The organism is Streptomyces sp. TM32, assembly GCF_004122755.1.
Classification (GTDB): Bacteria; Actinomycetota; Actinomycetes; order Streptomycetales; family Streptomycetaceae; genus Streptomyces; species Streptomyces sioyaensis.
In genome coordinates this window covers 13,459-28,547 of record NZ_SDIG01000079.1, presented here as the reverse complement: position 1 = coordinate 28,547, position 15,089 = coordinate 13,459, and the positions used below count along the sequence as shown (strand labels likewise).

Genomic DNA, 15,089 nt, shown 5'->3' with positions numbered 1-15,089 from the left:
ACCGGCGCCCGGGGCCGGGAGCCGTACGGTCCTGGCGCCCTCGCCCTCGCGAACCCGCACCACATCCCACCGGCGCGCGGCCGGCCCGAGGAATCCTCGGCCGGCCGCGCGCCGTCGTGTGCGGTCCCGGCGCGGCAGCCTCAGCCGGGCGTCAGCAGGCCGCGTCAACCCGCCGTTCGGGGCCTTTGCCCGCCCCATCCTCCGTACGCCCCACGGCAGTTGGCCCCGTCCGGAGCGGTGAATCCCTCATCCGGATGAGCCGTCGCGGGAACCCTCGCCCCGCCTGTGGTCCTCCTGGGCGGCACGCCCGCACGGGCCCGCGGCACGCCCTGGGGAGAACGGTTTCTGCCCTCCGCTGCGCCGCCCGTCCCGCGTCAACACCGTGCACCCGCACCCCCGCTCCGGACCGTTCCGCTCGTCCACATACCTGATCCGGGTGGGACGACCGCCACGGCCTTGGCAACCGCGCCGCACGCTCGCGAAGCTCGAAGCCGAAGAACCCGCCGCGGGCAGCCGGCCCGCCGCGGGACGCCATCGCCGTACTCCACGGGGGAGATTCCCATGCGACTGCGTCCGCGTACGCCCCACATCACCGCCCTCGCGACCGGCCTCACCGCACTGGCCGCCGCACTCGCCGCACCACCCGCCACCGGAACGCCAGCCGCGCAGGCGGCCACCGGCACCGGCACCCCAGCAGCGCAGGCGGCCAGCGGCACCCGGGCCGCCGCCTCGGGGGACTGCGCCGCGGGCCAGCTCTGCCTGTGGCCGGCGGCCGGCTTCGGCGGCACGCGGCGGACCTACGAGCTGTCCGACACCGACATCGAGAGCTGCATCCCGCTGCCCAAGGGCGGCACCGCCGCGGCGCTCGCCAACCGCACCGGCCGGCCGGTCACCACCTACCAGAGCGCGGAGTGCGCCGAGACCGCCGAGTTCGACACCTATCCGGGCGGCGGCACCTGGGTGCCCCGGTCCCCCTACCAGGTAAGGGCGTTCAAGGTATGGGAACGCTGACCCGGGCGGACTCCCCGCGCACCCGAGCCTCTCGCCCCACTCGCCCTTCTCACCCCTCCCGCTTCTCCCACCGCACAGCACCGCGCCCCCCGACCGGCGAAGGACGCGGGTCGAGGGGCGCGGTGCGGAAGCTGCGGCGGTCGGCCGCGGAGAGGTCAGGCGTCGCCGCCGGCCTCACCCGCGTCGGCGGCCGAGACGTCCAGGAGCTGGTAGCGGTCGATCGCCTGCTTCAGCAGCGACCGGTCGACCTTGCCCTCCTTGGCGAGCTCGGTGAGCACGCCGAGGACGATGGACTGCGCGTCGATGTGGAAGAAGCGACGGGCCGCGCCACGGGTGTCCGCGAAGCCGAAGCCGTCGGCGCCCAGCGACTGGTACGTGCCGGGAACCCAGCGCGCGATCTGGTCGGGCACCGCCCGCATCCAGTCCGAGACCGCGAGCGTGGGGCCCTCGGCGCCCTGGAGCTTCTGCGTCACGTACGGGACGCGCTGCTCCTCCTCCGGGTGCAGAAGGTTGTGCTCCTCGATCTCCACCGCGTCGCGGCGCAGCTCGTTCCAGGACGTCGCCGACCAGACATCGGCCTTGACGTTCCACTCGTCCGCGAGGATCTGCTGGGCCTCGACCGCCCACGGCACCGCGACACCCGAGGCGAGGATCTGGGCGGCGTGCTCGCCCTGCTCGCCGGGCTTGATGCGGTGCAGGCCCTTGAGGATGCCCTCGACATCGACGTCGGCCGGCTCCGCCGGGTGCTGGATCGGCTCGTTGTAGACGGTCAGGTAGTAGAAGATGTCCTCGGAGTTCTCGCCGTACATCCTCCGCAGACCGTCCTTGACGATGTGCGCGATCTCGTAGCCGTAGGCCGGGTCGTAGGCGACACAGGCCGGGTTCGTCGAGGCCAGCAACTGGGAGTGGCCGTCGGCGTGCTGCAGGCCCTCACCGGTCAGCGTCGTACGGCCGGCGGTGGCGCCGAGCACGAAGCCGCGCGCGAGCTGGTCGGCCATCTGCCAGAACTGGTCACCGGTGCGCTGGAACCCGAACATCGAGTAGAAGACGTAGACCGGGATCAGCGGCTCGCCGTGCGTGGCGTAGGCGGAGCCCGCCGCGATCAGCGAGGCCGTGCAGCCCGCCTCGGTGATGCCGTCGTGCAGCATCTGGCCGGTCGGCGACTCCTTGTAGGCAAGGAGGAGTTCGCGGTCGACAGACTCGTACTGCTGGCCCAGCGGGTTGTAGATCTTGGCCGACGGGAAGAACGCGTCCATACCGAAGGTGCGGTACTCGTCGGGCGCGATCGGCACGAAGCGCTTGCCGATCTCCTTGTCCCGCATCAGGTCCTTCAGCACCCGCACGAACGCCATCGTCGTGGCGATCTTCTGCTGGCCCGAGCCCTTCTTGGCGCCCGCGTAGGCCTTGTCGTCCGGCAGCGCCAGCGGCTTGGCGCGCACGAGCCGGGTGGGCACATACCCGCCCAGGCCCTTGCGGCGGTCGTGCATGTACTGGATCTCTTCGGAGTTCCGGCCCGGGTGGTAGTACGGCGGCAGGCCGTCCTCCAGGGCCTTGTCCGGGATCGGCAGGTGCAGCCGGTCACGGAAGCCCTTGAGGTCCGCGACCGTCAGCTTCTTCATCTGGTGGGTCGCGTTGCGGCCCTCGAAGTTCGGGCCGAGCGTCCAGCCCTTGACGGTCTGCGCGAGGATCACCGTCGGCTGGCCCTTGTGGGCCTTGGCCGCCGCATACGCCGCGTAGATCTTCTTGTGGTCGTGACCGCCGCGGCCCAGGTGCAGGATCTGGTCGTCGGTCATGTTCTCGACCATGGCGCGCAGCCGCTGGTCGTCGCCGAAGAAGTGCTGACGGATGTAGGCACCGGTCTCGGTGGCGTACGTCTGGAACTGACCGTCGGGCGTGCTGTTGAGCTTGTTGACCAGGATGCCGTCGCGGTCCTGCGCGAGCAGCGGGTCCCAGCTGCGGTCCCACACCAGCTTGATCACGTTCCAGCCGGCGCCGCGGAACTGCGACTCCAGCTCCTGCATGATCTTGCCGTTGCCGCGGACCGGGCCGTCGAGGCGCTGCAGGTTGCAGTTGACGACGAAGGTCAGGTTGTCCAGGCCCTCGCGGGCGGCGATGGACAGCTGGCCGAGCGACTCGGGCTCGTCCATCTCGCCGTCGCCGAGGTAGGCCCATACGTGCGACTTGGAGGTGTCGGCGATACCGCGCGCCTCCATGTAGCGGTTCATCCGCGCCTGGTAGATCGCGCCGAGCGGGCCGAGGCCCATCGAGACGGTCGGGAACTCCCAGAAGTCCGGCATCAGCCGCGGGTGCGGGTAGCTGGACAGACCGTTGGGGGCCTTGGACTTCTCCTGCCGGAAGGCGTCGAGCTGGGCCTCGGACAGTCGGTCCAGGAGGAACGCGCGGGCGTAGACACCGGGCGAGGCATGGCCCTGGAAGAAGATCTGGTCGCCGCCGTCGCCCTCGTCCTTGCCCCGGAAGAAGTGGTTGAAGCCCACGTCGTAGAGGGAGGCGGAGGAGGCGAAGGTGGCGATGTGGCCGCCGACGCCGATACCCGGCCGCTGGGCGCGCGAGACCATGACGGCGGCGTTCCACCGGGTCGCGTTCAGGACCTTGCGCTCGATCTCCTCGTTGCCGGGGAAGAACGGCTCGTCCTTGGTCGCGATGGTGTTCACGTAGTCCGTGCTGCGCATCTCGGGCACGGCCACACGCTTCTCGCGGGCGCGCTCGATCAGGCGGAGCATGAGGTAGCGGGCACGTTCCCGGCCGCGCTCGTCGACGGCTGCGTCGAGCGAGTCGAGCCATTCCTGGGTCTCTTCGGGATCGAAGTCCGGGACCTGGCTGGGAAGGCCGCCAATGATGATCGGGTTTCGATCGGATCCGGAAGCCACGCTGTTCCTTCGTGTTCGGTTCGTGTCGTGCTCTGCAGGTTATGGACCCTGTGCACGGACGAATGCTGTCTCTGCCTTGGTGTCGCGCCGTCTTCCATCGTGTACCGAGCCACAGGGATACGTCACCTCTACTGATGGGTAACCCATCCGTAGAGAGATGGCGCTGAAAAGCCGATTTCTCGGGTCGGCCAAATCGCAACCATACGCTCATGACGAAAGTGCTTCGCGTACGGACGTCCGGGCACCGAAATGAGATCCGGAACCGGCCGGTGCCCCCCGAAGGGACCAGTCTCGCGCGAGTACCCGACAAACCCGGCAGAATGCTGTGGTGTGAATCACTTCGGCTTGTCCCGCCAGGGTCGTGGTTGCGGCGAGACGCCGCCAAACGTCACCGTTTCGGCGGTCTGGATCGCCGGGTACTTGCGCGATCCGCCCGGCCCGTGTGGACTACGCCCAATGCTCCGCGCACGCGCGGGGTCCCCGAGCATTCCCGAAACATGACAGGAGGCAATCCGTGAGCGCGACCGCGGACCACGCGGAGGAGCGGACCAACCCTGCCGCCAGGCTGGGGTTCGAGCCCGGACAGGTGGTCCAGGAGATCGGCTACGACGACGACGTCGATCAGGATCTCCGCGAAGGCATTGAGACCGTGATCGGCCAGGATCTCGTCGACGAGGACTACGACGACGTCTGCGACGTCGTACTGCTGTGGTTCCGCGACGAGGACGGCGACCTCACGGACGCGCTGGTGGACGCCATCGGGCTGATCGACGAGGGCGGGCAGATCTGGCTGCTGACCCCGAAGACCGGCCGCGACGGGTACGTCGAGCCGAGCGACATCAATGAGGCCGCGCAGACCGCGGGTCTGTCCCAGACCAAGAGCATCAACGCGGGCAAGGACTGGGCCGGCAGCCGACTGGTCACACCCAAGTCCGGCAAGCGCTGAGCCGCACCGCCCCGACGTTCGTCCCGAGCCCCCTCCGCGTCTGTTCCGGAGGGGGCTCGGCCCTGTTCAGGACGCGTTCCCCCCTCGTGCACCCCGGCGCGTAGGGTTGGTCGCGTTCTGTTGGCAGTGAGCGGAAGGGAAGCACCCATGGCGATCGAGGTCGGCACGAAGGCTCCGGATGTCGAGCTGAAGAACCAGCACGGTGAGCTGGTCAGGCTCTCCGACTTCCGCGGGGAGAAGGCCGTCGTCCTCCTCTTCTACCCCTTCGCCTTCACCGGTGTGTGCACCGGTGAGCTGTGCGCGCTCCGCGACGAGCTGCCGAAGTTCGTCAACGACGACGTCCAGCTGCTGGCCGTCTCCAACGACTCCCCGTTCTCGCTGCGCGTCTTCGCGGAGCAGGAGGGGCTGGAGTACCCGCTGCTGTCGGACTTCTGGCCGCACGGCGAGGTCTCGCGGGCGTACGGCGTCTTCGACGAGGAGAAGGGCTGCGCGGTGCGCGGCACGTTCATCATCGACAAGGACGGCGTGGTGCGCTGGACGGTCGTCAACGGCCTGCCCGACGCCCGTGACCTCAACGACTACCTCACGGCGCTCGGCAGCCTCTGAGCCGCGTTCTCCCACGGCGCCGGTGCGCCCACCGGGCCGACATCCGCACGGATCCAGGTGCGATATCTGCAATCGGTGGGAACCGGTCACTAGGATCAATTCGTTGATCCGATGCCATGCACGATGGGGGCGCAAATCTTTACGTACCCCTCGAATCTTTGGGAGGACTCGTGGGAGTCAGCCTCAGCAAGGGCGGCAACGTCTCGCTGACGAAGGAAGCCCCCAATCTGACCGCCGTCGTCGTCGGTCTGGGCTGGGACGCACGTACCACCACCGGTACGGACTTCGACCTGGACGCCAGCGCCCTGCTGACGAACGACCAGGGCAAGGTGGCCAACGACCAGAACTTCGTGTTCTTCAACAACCTGAAGAGCCCGGACGGTTCGGTCGAGCACACCGGCGACAACATCACCGGTGAGGGTGAGGGCGACGACGAGCAGATCAAGGTGAATCTGGCCGCCGTGCCGGCCGATGTCGACAAGATCGTCTTCCCGGTGTCGATCTACGACGCCGAGACCCGTCAGCAGAGCTTCGGCCAGGTCCGCAACGCCTTCATCCGGGTGGTCAACCAGGCCGACAACAACGAGCTGGCGCGCTACGACCTGAGCGAGGACGCCTCGACCGAGACCGCCATGGTCTTCGGCGAGCTGTACCGCAATGGCGCGGAGTGGAAGTTCCGGGCCATCGGGCAGGGGTACGCCTCGGGTCTGCGCGGCATCGCGCAGGATTTCGGCGTCAACGTCTGATCGGCAGCGGTCGCGATCTGATCGTCGACGCCCGGCCGGGCAGCGCTCGCGCAGTGGCCGCCCGGTCCAGGAATGACCGCGTCCGGCGCCGTACGTCCCTGACCGGGGAGTGCGGCGCCGGACGCGCTTGAAGGGACGGGGCCGTGCCCGGCGCGGCCCGCACCGACATCGGGGAGGAAGCGCACGATGAGCGTCACGCTTGCCAAGGGGGGCAATGTCTCTCTGTCCAAGGCCGCTCCGGATCTCACACAGATCATGGTCGGCCTCGGCTGGGACGCCCGGTCCACGACCGGAGCGCCCTTCGATCTCGACGCCAGCGCACTGCTGTGCCAGTCGGGACGGGTGCTGGGGGACGAGTACTTCGTCTTCTACAACAACCTCAAGAGCCCGGACGGCTCCGTCGAGCACACCGGGGACAACCTCACCGGCGAGGGGGAGGGCGACGACGAGTCGATTCTGGTCGATCTCTCGCAGGTGCCCGAGTCGGTCGACAAGATCGTCTTTCCGGTCTCGATTCATGAGGCCGAGGTGCGCGGCCAGAGCTTCGGCCAGGTCAGCAACGCTTTCATTCGCGTCGTCAATCAGATCGACGGCAGCGAACTCGCCCGCTACGACCTCAGTGAGGACGCCTCCGGGGAAACGGCGATGATCTTCGGCGAGGTGTATCGCTACAACGGCGAATGGAAGTTCCGGGCAGTAGGTCAGGGGTACGCGTCGGGTCTGCGGGGCATCGCTCTAGACTTCGGGGTCAACGTTTCGTAAAGCGCCGCGCGCTGCGCGCGGGGGACCCACACAGCGAGGGATTGGGTAGCAGTGCTCCTGAAAACCTTTGGCTGGTCGTTCGCCATCACGGCGCTCGGCCTCGCCTTGGCCGGCGTGCTCTGGGGGTGGCAGGGGCTGGCGATTGTCGGGATCCTGTCCGTTCTGGAGATCTCGCTCTCGTTCGACAATGCCGTCATCAACGCGGGCATCCTGCGCAAGATGAACGCATTCTGGCAGAAGATCTTCCTCACCGTCGGCATCCTCATCGCGGTGTTCGGCATGCGGCTGGTGTTCCCGGTCGTCATTGTCGCGATCACCGCGAAGCTGGGGCCGATCGAGGCGGTCGGTCTCGCCATCAATGACAAGGTGCGCTACCAGGAACTGGTCACCAGCGCCCACCCGGCGATCGCGGCCTTCGGCGGGATCTTCCTGTTGATGATCTTCCTCGACTTCATCTTCGAGGAGCGCGATTACAAATGGCTGTCCTGGATCGAAAAGCCCATGGCCAAGATGGGCAAGCTCGACATGCTGTCCGTCATCATCGCGCTGGTCGTCCTGCTGGTGACCGCGATGACGGTGGCCACCGCCGCGGCACACGGCGCCGGTGACAAGAGCGCCACGGTGCTGCTCGCAGGCGTCGCGGGTCTCCTGACGTATCTCGTCGTCGGCGGAATCTCCGGCTACTTCGAGGACAAGCTGGAGGAGGAAGACGAAGAGGGCGACGAGCCCGGGGCGGCTCCGGCGAAGAAGGGCACCGGCGCGGCCGTGGGCCTGGCCGGCAAGGCCGCGTTCTTCATGTTCCTCTACCTGGAGGTCATCGACGCGTCCTTCTCCTTCGACGGCGTCATCGGCGCCTTCGCCATCACCAACGACATCTTCATGATGGCGCTGGGTCTGGGCATCGGCGCGATGTACATCCGCTCGCTGACGGTCTTCCTGGTCCGCAAGGGCACCTTGGACGACTACGTCTACCTGGAGCACGGCGCGCACTACGCCATCGGCGCGCTGGCCGTCATCCTGCTCCTCACGATCAAGTACGAGATCAACGATGTCTTCACCGGCATGGTGGGCATCGTGCTGATCGGCCTCTCCTTCGCCTCGTCCGTGGTCCGGAACCGGCGCGAGGGCAAGCCGGGGGAGAGCGCGGGAAAGACGTCGGAAGTGACGTCCGGCGTGTGACACGGCGCTGATTGAGGAACGCTCTCTGCGGGGCGGCCCTGGGGTGCGGACCTCGGGCCGCCCCGTGCGTATTGGGGCCGAGAATGGGGTGGGCAACGTGTCGTTCCTGGGGAATCTGTGGCGCGGTGGCGCCTCGAAATTCGACTTCGACAGCGGTGGCGCGTCGTACGTGGTCGAGCTGACGAAGCGCAATCCGGTCGTCTCCCTGACCAAGCAGGGGGCGGCCAGCGGGCATCTGCGGGTCAATCTGCACTGGCAGATGCGGACATCGGATTTTCATGAACGCAGCGGGCACACCACGGGTGGCCTGCTGCGGCATCCGGGCAAGCTGTTCAAGCCCGAGATCGTCCAGGCGCAGGGGCCGGCCGTGGTCAATGTCGACCTGGACCTGGCCGGTCTGTACGAGCTCACGGACGGCACCAAGGGCGTGGTGCAGCCGCTGGGCAACTTCCTCGGCGACCTCAACGCCCCGCCCTTCGTGAAGCTCAGCGGCGACGACCGTTTCGGTTCGGGGTCCGGTGAAACGCTCTACATCAACCTGGATCACCGCGATGAGATCAAGCGGTTGCTGATCTTCGTCTACATCTACGACGGCACGCCCGCCTTCGACCGTACGCATGCGGTCGTGACGCTCTATCCGAGCAGCGGGCCGCGGGTGGAGGTCAAGCTGGACGAGCGGGCGCCACAGGCCCGCTCCTGCGCCGTCTTCATGCTGGAGAACGTCAAGGGCGAGCTGGTGGTGCGCCGCGAGGTGAAGTACGTCTACGGCTTCCAGGCGGAGCTCGACCGGCTGTACGGCTGGGGTCTGCAGTGGGGGCGGGGCTACAAGTCGAAGGTGTGAGCCGCCGGGGTGGCGCGCGGTCCGGCGGGCTCACCCCCGGAGCGGCGGGTTCACTCCCGGGGCGGCGGTTCCGCCCCGGGTCGCCGGACCGTCCTTAACGCCGCTGGAACTGCGGGCCCTGGGGCGGCAGCACGAAGGACGGGTCCGGCACGAAGGTCTGCTGCGGCGGCACCGGGTAGCCGTACGTTCCGGCCGGCGGGGCGGGGGGAAAGCCGTAGCCGGTCGGCGGCTGGGGCTGGTACTGGGGCGGTGGCCCCGGGTAGCCGTAGGCGGGCTGGGCCGGGGGCTGCGTCGGCGGGGGCGGCACGTTCTGCGGGTAGCCGTAGCCGCCGCCCGTGGGCGCGGGAGCGGCCGGCGGGGCGCCGGCCGGCGGCAGTGGTGCGGACGAGAACGGCTCCGGCATCCCGTCCGGCACATGCTGGGTGACCGCGTCGGGGTCCGACGCCGCGGCGGTCTGCGGCTCCGCCGCGGACGGCGGCCCGGAGGCCTCCTCGGGCCACGTGCTGGGTGGCGGGGTCGCAGGGGAGCCGTCGGCACCCGCCGACGGGCCGGGAGCCGACGGGCCGGCGGCCGACGGGGCGGGCTCGCTGCGGGGGGACGGGACGTCGGCAGTCGCGGACTCCGTGCCGGGCTTCGCCGGCTCCGGTGCCGTCGCCTCCGGGGCGTCGGTGGGTGCCGCGGCCCCTTCGTTCTCCTCCACCGAGATGCCGAACTCGGTCGCCAGGCCGACCAGGCCACTGGCGTACCCCTGCCCCAGGGCGCGGAACTTCCAGGCCTCGCCGCGGCGGTACAACTCCCCGCAGATCATGGCCGTCTCGTCGCCCGTCTCGGGCACCACGTCGAAGACCGCGAGCGGCTCCCCGTCGCTCGCCGCCGCGTCGTACAGCAGGACCCGCAGATCCGTCACGCCCGCGAACGGCCCGCCGTCCGAGGACGCGGCCAGGACGACCCGGTCCACCGAGGGGTCCAGCGCCGCCAGATCCGCCTCGATGGTGTCGGTCAGCGCCTCGTCGACCTGTGTCTTGGGCAGATGCCGCACCAGGCCGCTGGGGTGGCGGGGCTGGTTGTAGAACACGAAGTCCTCGTCGGAGCGCACGCGTCCCCCGGGTCCCACCAGCAGGGCCGAGGCATCGACATCGGGCGCGCCGGCGCCGGGCGTCCAGCGCAGGACGGCCCGGACAGCCGTGGCATCGAGGGGTACGTTCGACCCTTTCAGCATCGCGTGCGTCATGCCGCAATCCTGCCTTCCCTCAGGTCGCAGGGACAACGCGGGGGCCCCGTGAGCCGCGGACCGGCCCGGCCGGCGGGCACCTGGGCGCCTCGCGTGGGTTACGTGATTTTCACGCACGCGGGAACCATCCACACCCCCACACACGTACGATTACCGGCTGGATCCAGACAGCGAGCCGCCGCGGGGGGCCCGGGTCCCGCAGGTATACGGGGAGTTCTATGCAGCATTTTGGGCACCTAGCGCCCGACGTTCGGAAGGCACTGTTCCACCAGGAGCCGGTGGAGTTCACCGCCGATTCCCCGGCCCGCACGCTCGCGGTCGCCCTGGGCGCCACGCTCTACAGCCCCGCCACCCGCCCGCAGCTCGCTGCCGATGTCCTCAAGCAGGCCGGGCGTGGCGTGCTGTCCATGGTGCTGTGTCTGGAGGACTCCATAGGGGACGGGGACGTCGAGGCCGGCGAGGAGAACCTCGTGCGCCAGCTCGCCCTGCTCGACGAGGCGGCCGCCGCGGGAGAGTCCCTTCCGCTGCTGTTCATCCGGGTCCGTGCCCCCGGCCAGATACCGGACCTGGTGCGACGGATGGGACCCGCCGTGCACAGGCTGTCTGGTTTTGTACTTCCGAAGTTCACCGAGGAAAGCGGCATCCCGTTCCTTGAGGCGCTGACCGCGGCCGAGTCCGCGAGCGACCGGCGACTGTTCGCGATGCCGGTGCTGGAATCCCCGCAGCTGCTGCATCTGGAGAGCCGCCCCGAGACCCTGCAAGGGATCGCCAGGTCCGTCGACAAGTACCGGGACCGGGTGCTCGCCCTGCGCCTCGGCGTCACCGACTTCTGCTCCGCCTACGGACTGCGCCGCGCTCCCGACATGACGGCGTACGACGTCCGGATCGTCGCGTCCGTGATATCCGACGTGGTCAATGTGCTGGGACGCGCGGACGGCACGGGCTTCACGGTCACCGGCCCGGTGTGGGAGTACTTCCGGCTGCAGGAGCGGATGTTCAAGCCGCAGCTGCGGCGCAGCCCGTTCCTCGGGCGGGCCGAGGAACTGCGGACGGCCCTGATCGAGCACGACATGGACGGTCTGCTGCGGGAGATCGAACTCGACCGCGCCAACGGCCTGCAGGGCAAGACCTGCATCCACCCCTCGCACGTCGCACCGGTGCACGCCCTCTCGGTCGTCAGCCACGAGGAGTTCAGCGACGCGGTCGACATCCTGCGGCCCGAGCGGGGGGCCGGCGGCGTCCTGCGCTCCGCGTACACGAACAAGATGAACGAGGTGAAGCCGCACCGGGCCTGGGCCGAGCGGACCCTGCTGCGCGCCGAGGCGTTCGGCGTCGCCGGGGAGGGCATCGGGTTCGTGGAGCTGCTGACGGCGAGCGTGGTGCCGACATGACCGGCGCCGCACGACATGACGGTACGACCAAGGAGACACAGCGCGTGGTCTGGACGGGAGAATGGGTCGCCGGTCGGCTCGGGGTCTCGCTGAGCGGCGGGGACGAGCTGCCGGAACTGCTCGGGCTGGCGCTGCGGCGCAACCCCAAGCGGGCCCATCTGCTCGTGTCGAACGTGCTCGGCAAGCACGTGCCGCAGCGGCCGGACGTGGTCCATGGCGCCGGCCTCGGGCTGGGACGCCGGGTGCGCCGGCTGCTGGGCGAGGAGGCCGCCGCCCGCTCCGTCGTCCTGGGCTACGCCGAGACCGCCACCGGCCTGGGACATTCGGTGGCCGACGGCCTGGCGCTGGCGCCGTATCTGCACTCCACCCGCCGGCCGGTGGCGGGCGTGGCGCAGGTGGGCGGGTTCGAGGAGGAGCACAGCCACGCCACCTCGCATCTGCTGCTCCCGCAGGACCGCGCACTCCTGGCCGGGGACGGACCGCTGGTGCTCGTCGACGACGAGTTCTCCACCGGCCGGACGGTGCTGAACACCATCCGGGCGCTGCATGCGCACTTCCCGCGTGAGCGGTACGTGGTCGTCGCCCTGGTGGACATGCGCTCCGACGAGGACCGCAGCCGTCTGGAGAAGTGCGCGGCGGAGCTGGGCGCCCGGGTCGACCTCGTGGCGCTGGCCGCGGGCGGCGTCCGCCTCCCCGACGATGTGCTCGCCCGCGGCCAGGACCTCGTCGCCCGGCACGAGGCCCGTGCGGCAGGGACGCCCGGCCCCGACGGAGCGTCCCAGGACGGACCCCGGCCGGCGGACACTTCGGGCGCACCCGGCGCCGGCGGTGCGCCCGCCGTACGGGTCGACCTCGGCTGGCCCGCCGGTCTGCCGGACGGCGGGCGGCACGGCTTCACCCCCGCGCACCGCGAACGGCTGGAGGCCTACCTGCCCGCCATGGCGGCCCGGCTCGCACGGCACCTGGACGGGGCGCGCCGCGTCCTCGTCCTCGGCAACGAGGAGTTGATGTACGCGCCGCTGCGGATCGCCGGGGCGCTGGACGCGCTGGTCACCGCGGAGCACGGCGACGCCGCCCCGGCACCCGCCGACGGCACCGGCGCGGGCGTCTTCTTCTCCACCACCACCCGCTCGCCGGTGCTCGCCGTGGACGACCCCGGGTACGCGATCCGCACCCGGCTGTCCTTCCCCGCCCACGACGGCCCGGCCGACGGGCCGGGGGAGCGCTACGCCTACAACGTTGCGCCCGGCTCCGCCCCGGAACGCCGCTTCGACGCCATCGTGGCCGTCGTGGACGCGCCCGGCGACCGCCCCGAACTGCACGCCGCCGGCGGTCTGCTGCACCGACTCGCCGCGCACACCGACCGGCTGCTGCTCGCCGTCCTCCCCTCGTACACGCCGCCGCCGGAGGCCGGACCCATGCCCCTTCCCGAGCCGCTGCGCGGCCCCGCCTTCTCCTCCTACGCGGCCGACGAGGTCGGCTGGCTGCTCCAGGACCTCTCCGGCGTCTCCCTGGAAGCGCCGACCGAGGAACGCGAGGAGGCGATCCAGCGCGGCGGCGCCCACTACGCGGAGTCGCTGCCCGTCGAATTCCAGCCGAGCCAGGAGTACCAGGCGCTGTTCCACAGCGCGCTGCAGGCCTCGGCGAGCCGGATCGCGCGGGCCGTCGGGACCGTCACCGAGACCGTGCTCGCCGAACGCGGCCCCCACCCCGTACTGGTCTCGCTGGCCCGCGCCGGCACCCCCGTCGGGGTGCTGATGCGCCGCTGGGCCCGGCACGTCCACGGGCGGGAGCTGCCGCACTACGCGGTCTCGATCGTCCGCGGCCGGGGCATCGACACCACGGCGCTGCGCTGGCTGGCCGCCCGGCACGATCCGGCGGACGTCGTCTTCGTGGACGGCTGGACCGGCAAGGGCGCCATCACCCGTGAACTCGACCGGGCGCTGGCGGACTTCCCGGGCTTCGATCCGCGGATGGTCGTGCTCGCCGACCCCGGCGGCTGCGTCGAGACCTACGGCACCCGCGACGACTTCCTCATCCCGTCCGCCTGCCTCAACTCCACCGTCTCCGGCCTCATATCGCGCACCGTCCTGCGCGCGGACCTGGTGGGCCCGGACGACTTCCACGGCGCGAAGTTCTACCGCGAACTGGCCGCGGCCGATCTGTCCGGGACGTTCCTGGACGAGGTCGCCGCGCGCTTCGACGAGGTCGCCGAGGAGGTTGCCGCTCAGGTGAAGGAGCTGGCCGCCGCGGACCGGACACCCACCTGGGAGGGCTGGGCGGCCGTCCGGCGGATCAGCGAGGAGTACGGCATCCACGACGTCAATCTGGTCAAACCCGGTGTCGGGGAGACCACCCGCGTCCTGCTGCGCCGGGTCCCCTGGAAGATCCTGGCCCGGCGGGGCGCCGGGGCCGATCTCGCGCATGTGCGCCTCCTGGCGGAACAGCGCGGCGTCCCCGTCGAAGAGGTCGACCAACTGCCCTACACCTGCGTGGGGTTGATCCACCCCCGCTTCACCCGCGGGGCCACCGGGGCCGACGGCAAGGCGGTGGCTTCCTGATGCGCGGCCGGCCCCTCGCCCACCACCACCCTTCCCCGGAAGCGCTGCGTGCTGCCCCTCTTTTGGTCGCCAGCGACCTCGACCGCACCCTGATCTATTCGGCCGCCGCGCTGGACCTCGCCGTGCCCGACGCCGAGGCCCCCCGGCTGCTGTGCGTCGAGACGTACGAGCGCAAGCCGCTGTCCTACCTGACCGAGACGGCCGCCGGGCTGCTCGCCGAACTCGCCGGCCGCACCACGTTCGTGCCCACCACCACCCGCACCCGCGCCCAGTACGGCCGCATCCATCTGCCCGGACCGGCACCGGAGTTCGCCATCTGCGCCAACGGCGGGCAGCTGCTCGTACGGGGCGAGCCGGACGTGGACTGGCGGCGCACCGTCGACGAGCGGATCGCCGCGGGGTGCGCGCCCCTGGCCGAGGTCCGCGCCCATCTCGTCCGCACCGCCGACCCGGCCTGGCTGCGCAAGGAGCGGGTCGCCGAGGACCTCTTCGCCTATCTCGTCGTGGAGCGGCCGCTGTTGCCGGACACCTGGGTGAAGGACCTCGCCGGCTGGGCGGCGGAGCGCGGCTGGACGGTGTCCCTCCAGGGCCGCAAGATCTACGCCGTACCGCGGCCGCTGACCAAGAGCGCCGCCGTCGCGGAGGTGGCCCGCCGCACGGGCGCCACCGAGATCCTCGCGGCCGGTGACTCCCTGCTCGACGCCGATCTGTTGCAGGCCGCCGACCGCGGATGGCGGCCCGGACACGGCGAACTGGCGGCGACCGGCTGGTCCGCCCCCCATGTCACGGCGCTGGACGCACGCGGGGTCGCCGCGGGCGAGCACATCGTCCGCGCCTTCCTCCGTGCCGCTTCCCCGGACCGGGCGGTGGGGCACGAGGGCCTCGGCTAGGGTCGGTCCGATGGGGTAGGGCGCGGGGCCCGGCCAT

Annotated in this window: 12 protein-coding genes; 10 read left to right on the top strand and 2 right to left on the bottom strand. The window is 70.5% G+C overall.

Annotated elements, in window-relative coordinates; all coding sequences use genetic code 11:
• Positions 1–561: 561 nt before the first annotated feature.
• Positions 562–1,011, top strand: a complete 450-nt coding sequence (locus tag EST92_RS18480; protein ID WP_129281996.1) for a peptidase inhibitor family I36 protein — start codon at positions 562–564, stop codon at positions 1,009–1,011.
• 155 nt (positions 1,012–1,166) lie between these two features.
• Here EST92_RS18480 and aceE read toward each other — a convergent pair whose 3' ends face one another.
• Positions 1,167–3,899: a pyruvate dehydrogenase (acetyl-transferring), homodimeric type gene (gene aceE / locus EST92_RS18475; protein WP_129281995.1), complete on the bottom strand. Its 2,733-nt coding sequence runs from the start codon at positions 3,897–3,899 to the stop codon at positions 1,167–1,169.
• A gap of 514 nt (positions 3,900–4,413) precedes the next feature.
• Here aceE and EST92_RS18465 point away from each other — a divergent pair.
• The 6 genes from EST92_RS18465 to EST92_RS18440 all read left to right on the top strand — a co-directional run bounded on the left by EST92_RS18465 (position 4,414) and on the right by EST92_RS18440 (position 8,979).
• The gene (locus EST92_RS18465) at positions 4,414–4,845 is read left to right on the top strand and encodes a DUF3052 domain-containing protein (RefSeq protein ID WP_093482985.1); all 432 of its coding nucleotides are present in this window, start codon (positions 4,414–4,416) and stop codon (positions 4,843–4,845) included.
• A 147-nt stretch (positions 4,846–4,992) separates the two neighbouring features.
• Complete coding sequence (locus EST92_RS18460) at positions 4,993–5,451, top strand: peroxiredoxin (RefSeq protein ID WP_129251155.1); 459 nt, start codon at positions 4,993–4,995, stop codon at positions 5,449–5,451.
• Between the two features lie 170 nt (positions 5,452–5,621).
• Positions 5,622–6,197 carry a TerD family protein gene (locus EST92_RS18455; RefSeq protein ID WP_006605845.1) on the top strand — a complete coding sequence of 192 codons (576 nt, stop codon included), beginning with the start codon at positions 5,622–5,624 and terminating at the stop codon, positions 6,195–6,197.
• Between the two features lie 186 nt (positions 6,198–6,383).
• Positions 6,384–6,959: a TerD family protein gene (locus tag EST92_RS18450; RefSeq protein ID WP_129281994.1), complete on the top strand. Its 576-nt coding sequence runs from the start codon at positions 6,384–6,386 to the stop codon at positions 6,957–6,959.
• 51 nt (positions 6,960–7,010) lie between these two features.
• Positions 7,011–8,138: a DUF475 domain-containing protein gene (locus EST92_RS18445; protein WP_129281993.1), complete on the top strand. Its 1,128-nt coding sequence runs from the start codon at positions 7,011–7,013 to the stop codon at positions 8,136–8,138.
• A 97-nt stretch (positions 8,139–8,235) separates the two neighbouring features.
• Entirely contained in the window at positions 8,236–8,979 is a 744-nt protein-coding gene (locus EST92_RS18440; RefSeq protein WP_129251152.1) for a Tellurium resistance, read from the top strand.
• A 94-nt stretch (positions 8,980–9,073) separates the two neighbouring features.
• On the opposite strand, the gene EST92_RS18435 is transcribed toward EST92_RS18440, so the two are convergent.
• The gene (locus tag EST92_RS18435) at positions 9,074–10,210 is read right to left on the bottom strand and encodes a TerD family protein (RefSeq protein WP_129281992.1); all 1,137 of its coding nucleotides are present in this window, start codon (positions 10,208–10,210) and stop codon (positions 9,074–9,076) included.
• 218 nt (positions 10,211–10,428) lie between these two features.
• Between EST92_RS18435 and EST92_RS18430 the strand changes: the two genes are divergently transcribed.
• Genes EST92_RS18430 through EST92_RS18420 form a run of 3 tightly spaced genes read left to right on the top strand, consistent with a single transcriptional unit; the run spans position 10,429 to position 15,052 of the window.
• Complete coding sequence (locus tag EST92_RS18430) at positions 10,429–11,601, top strand: HpcH/HpaI aldolase/citrate lyase family protein (protein WP_129281991.1); 1,173 nt, start codon at positions 10,429–10,431, stop codon at positions 11,599–11,601.
• Entirely contained in the window at positions 11,598–14,162 is a 2,565-nt protein-coding gene (locus EST92_RS18425) for a phosphoribosyltransferase (RefSeq protein WP_129281990.1), read from the top strand. Before EST92_RS18430 ends, EST92_RS18425 begins: the two co-directional genes overlap by 4 nt.
• Positions 14,162–15,052 carry an HAD family hydrolase gene (locus EST92_RS18420; protein WP_254068901.1) on the top strand — a complete coding sequence of 297 codons (891 nt, stop codon included), beginning with the start codon at positions 14,162–14,164 and terminating at the stop codon, positions 15,050–15,052. Before EST92_RS18425 ends, EST92_RS18420 begins: the two co-directional genes overlap by 1 nt.
• The last annotated feature ends 37 nt before the right edge of the window (positions 15,053–15,089 follow it).

What these genes read in the sequence shown, in the direction of transcription:
- EST92_RS18480 (WP_129281996.1), top strand. Translation starts at nt 562, where the DNA reads ATGCGACTGCGTCCGCGTACGCCCCACATCACCGCCCTCGCGACCGGC.
- EST92_RS18460 (WP_129251155.1), top strand. Translation starts at nt 4,993, where the DNA reads ATGGCGATCGAGGTCGGCACGAAGGCTCCGGATGTCGAGCTGAAGAAC.
- EST92_RS18450 (WP_129281994.1), top strand. Translation starts at nt 6,384, where the DNA reads ATGAGCGTCACGCTTGCCAAGGGGGGCAATGTCTCTCTGTCCAAGGCC.
- EST92_RS18435 (WP_129281992.1), bottom strand. Translation starts at nt 10,210, where the DNA reads ATGACGCACGCGATGCTGAAAGGGTCGAACGTACCCCTCGATGCCACG.
- EST92_RS18430 (WP_129281991.1), top strand. Translation starts at nt 10,429, where the DNA reads ATGCAGCATTTTGGGCACCTAGCGCCCGACGTTCGGAAGGCACTGTTC.
- EST92_RS18425 (WP_129281990.1), top strand. Translation starts at nt 11,598, where the DNA reads ATGACCGGCGCCGCACGACATGACGGTACGACCAAGGAGACACAGCGC.
- EST92_RS18420 (WP_254068901.1), top strand. Translation starts at nt 14,162, where the DNA reads ATGCGCGGCCGGCCCCTCGCCCACCACCACCCTTCCCCGGAAGCGCTG.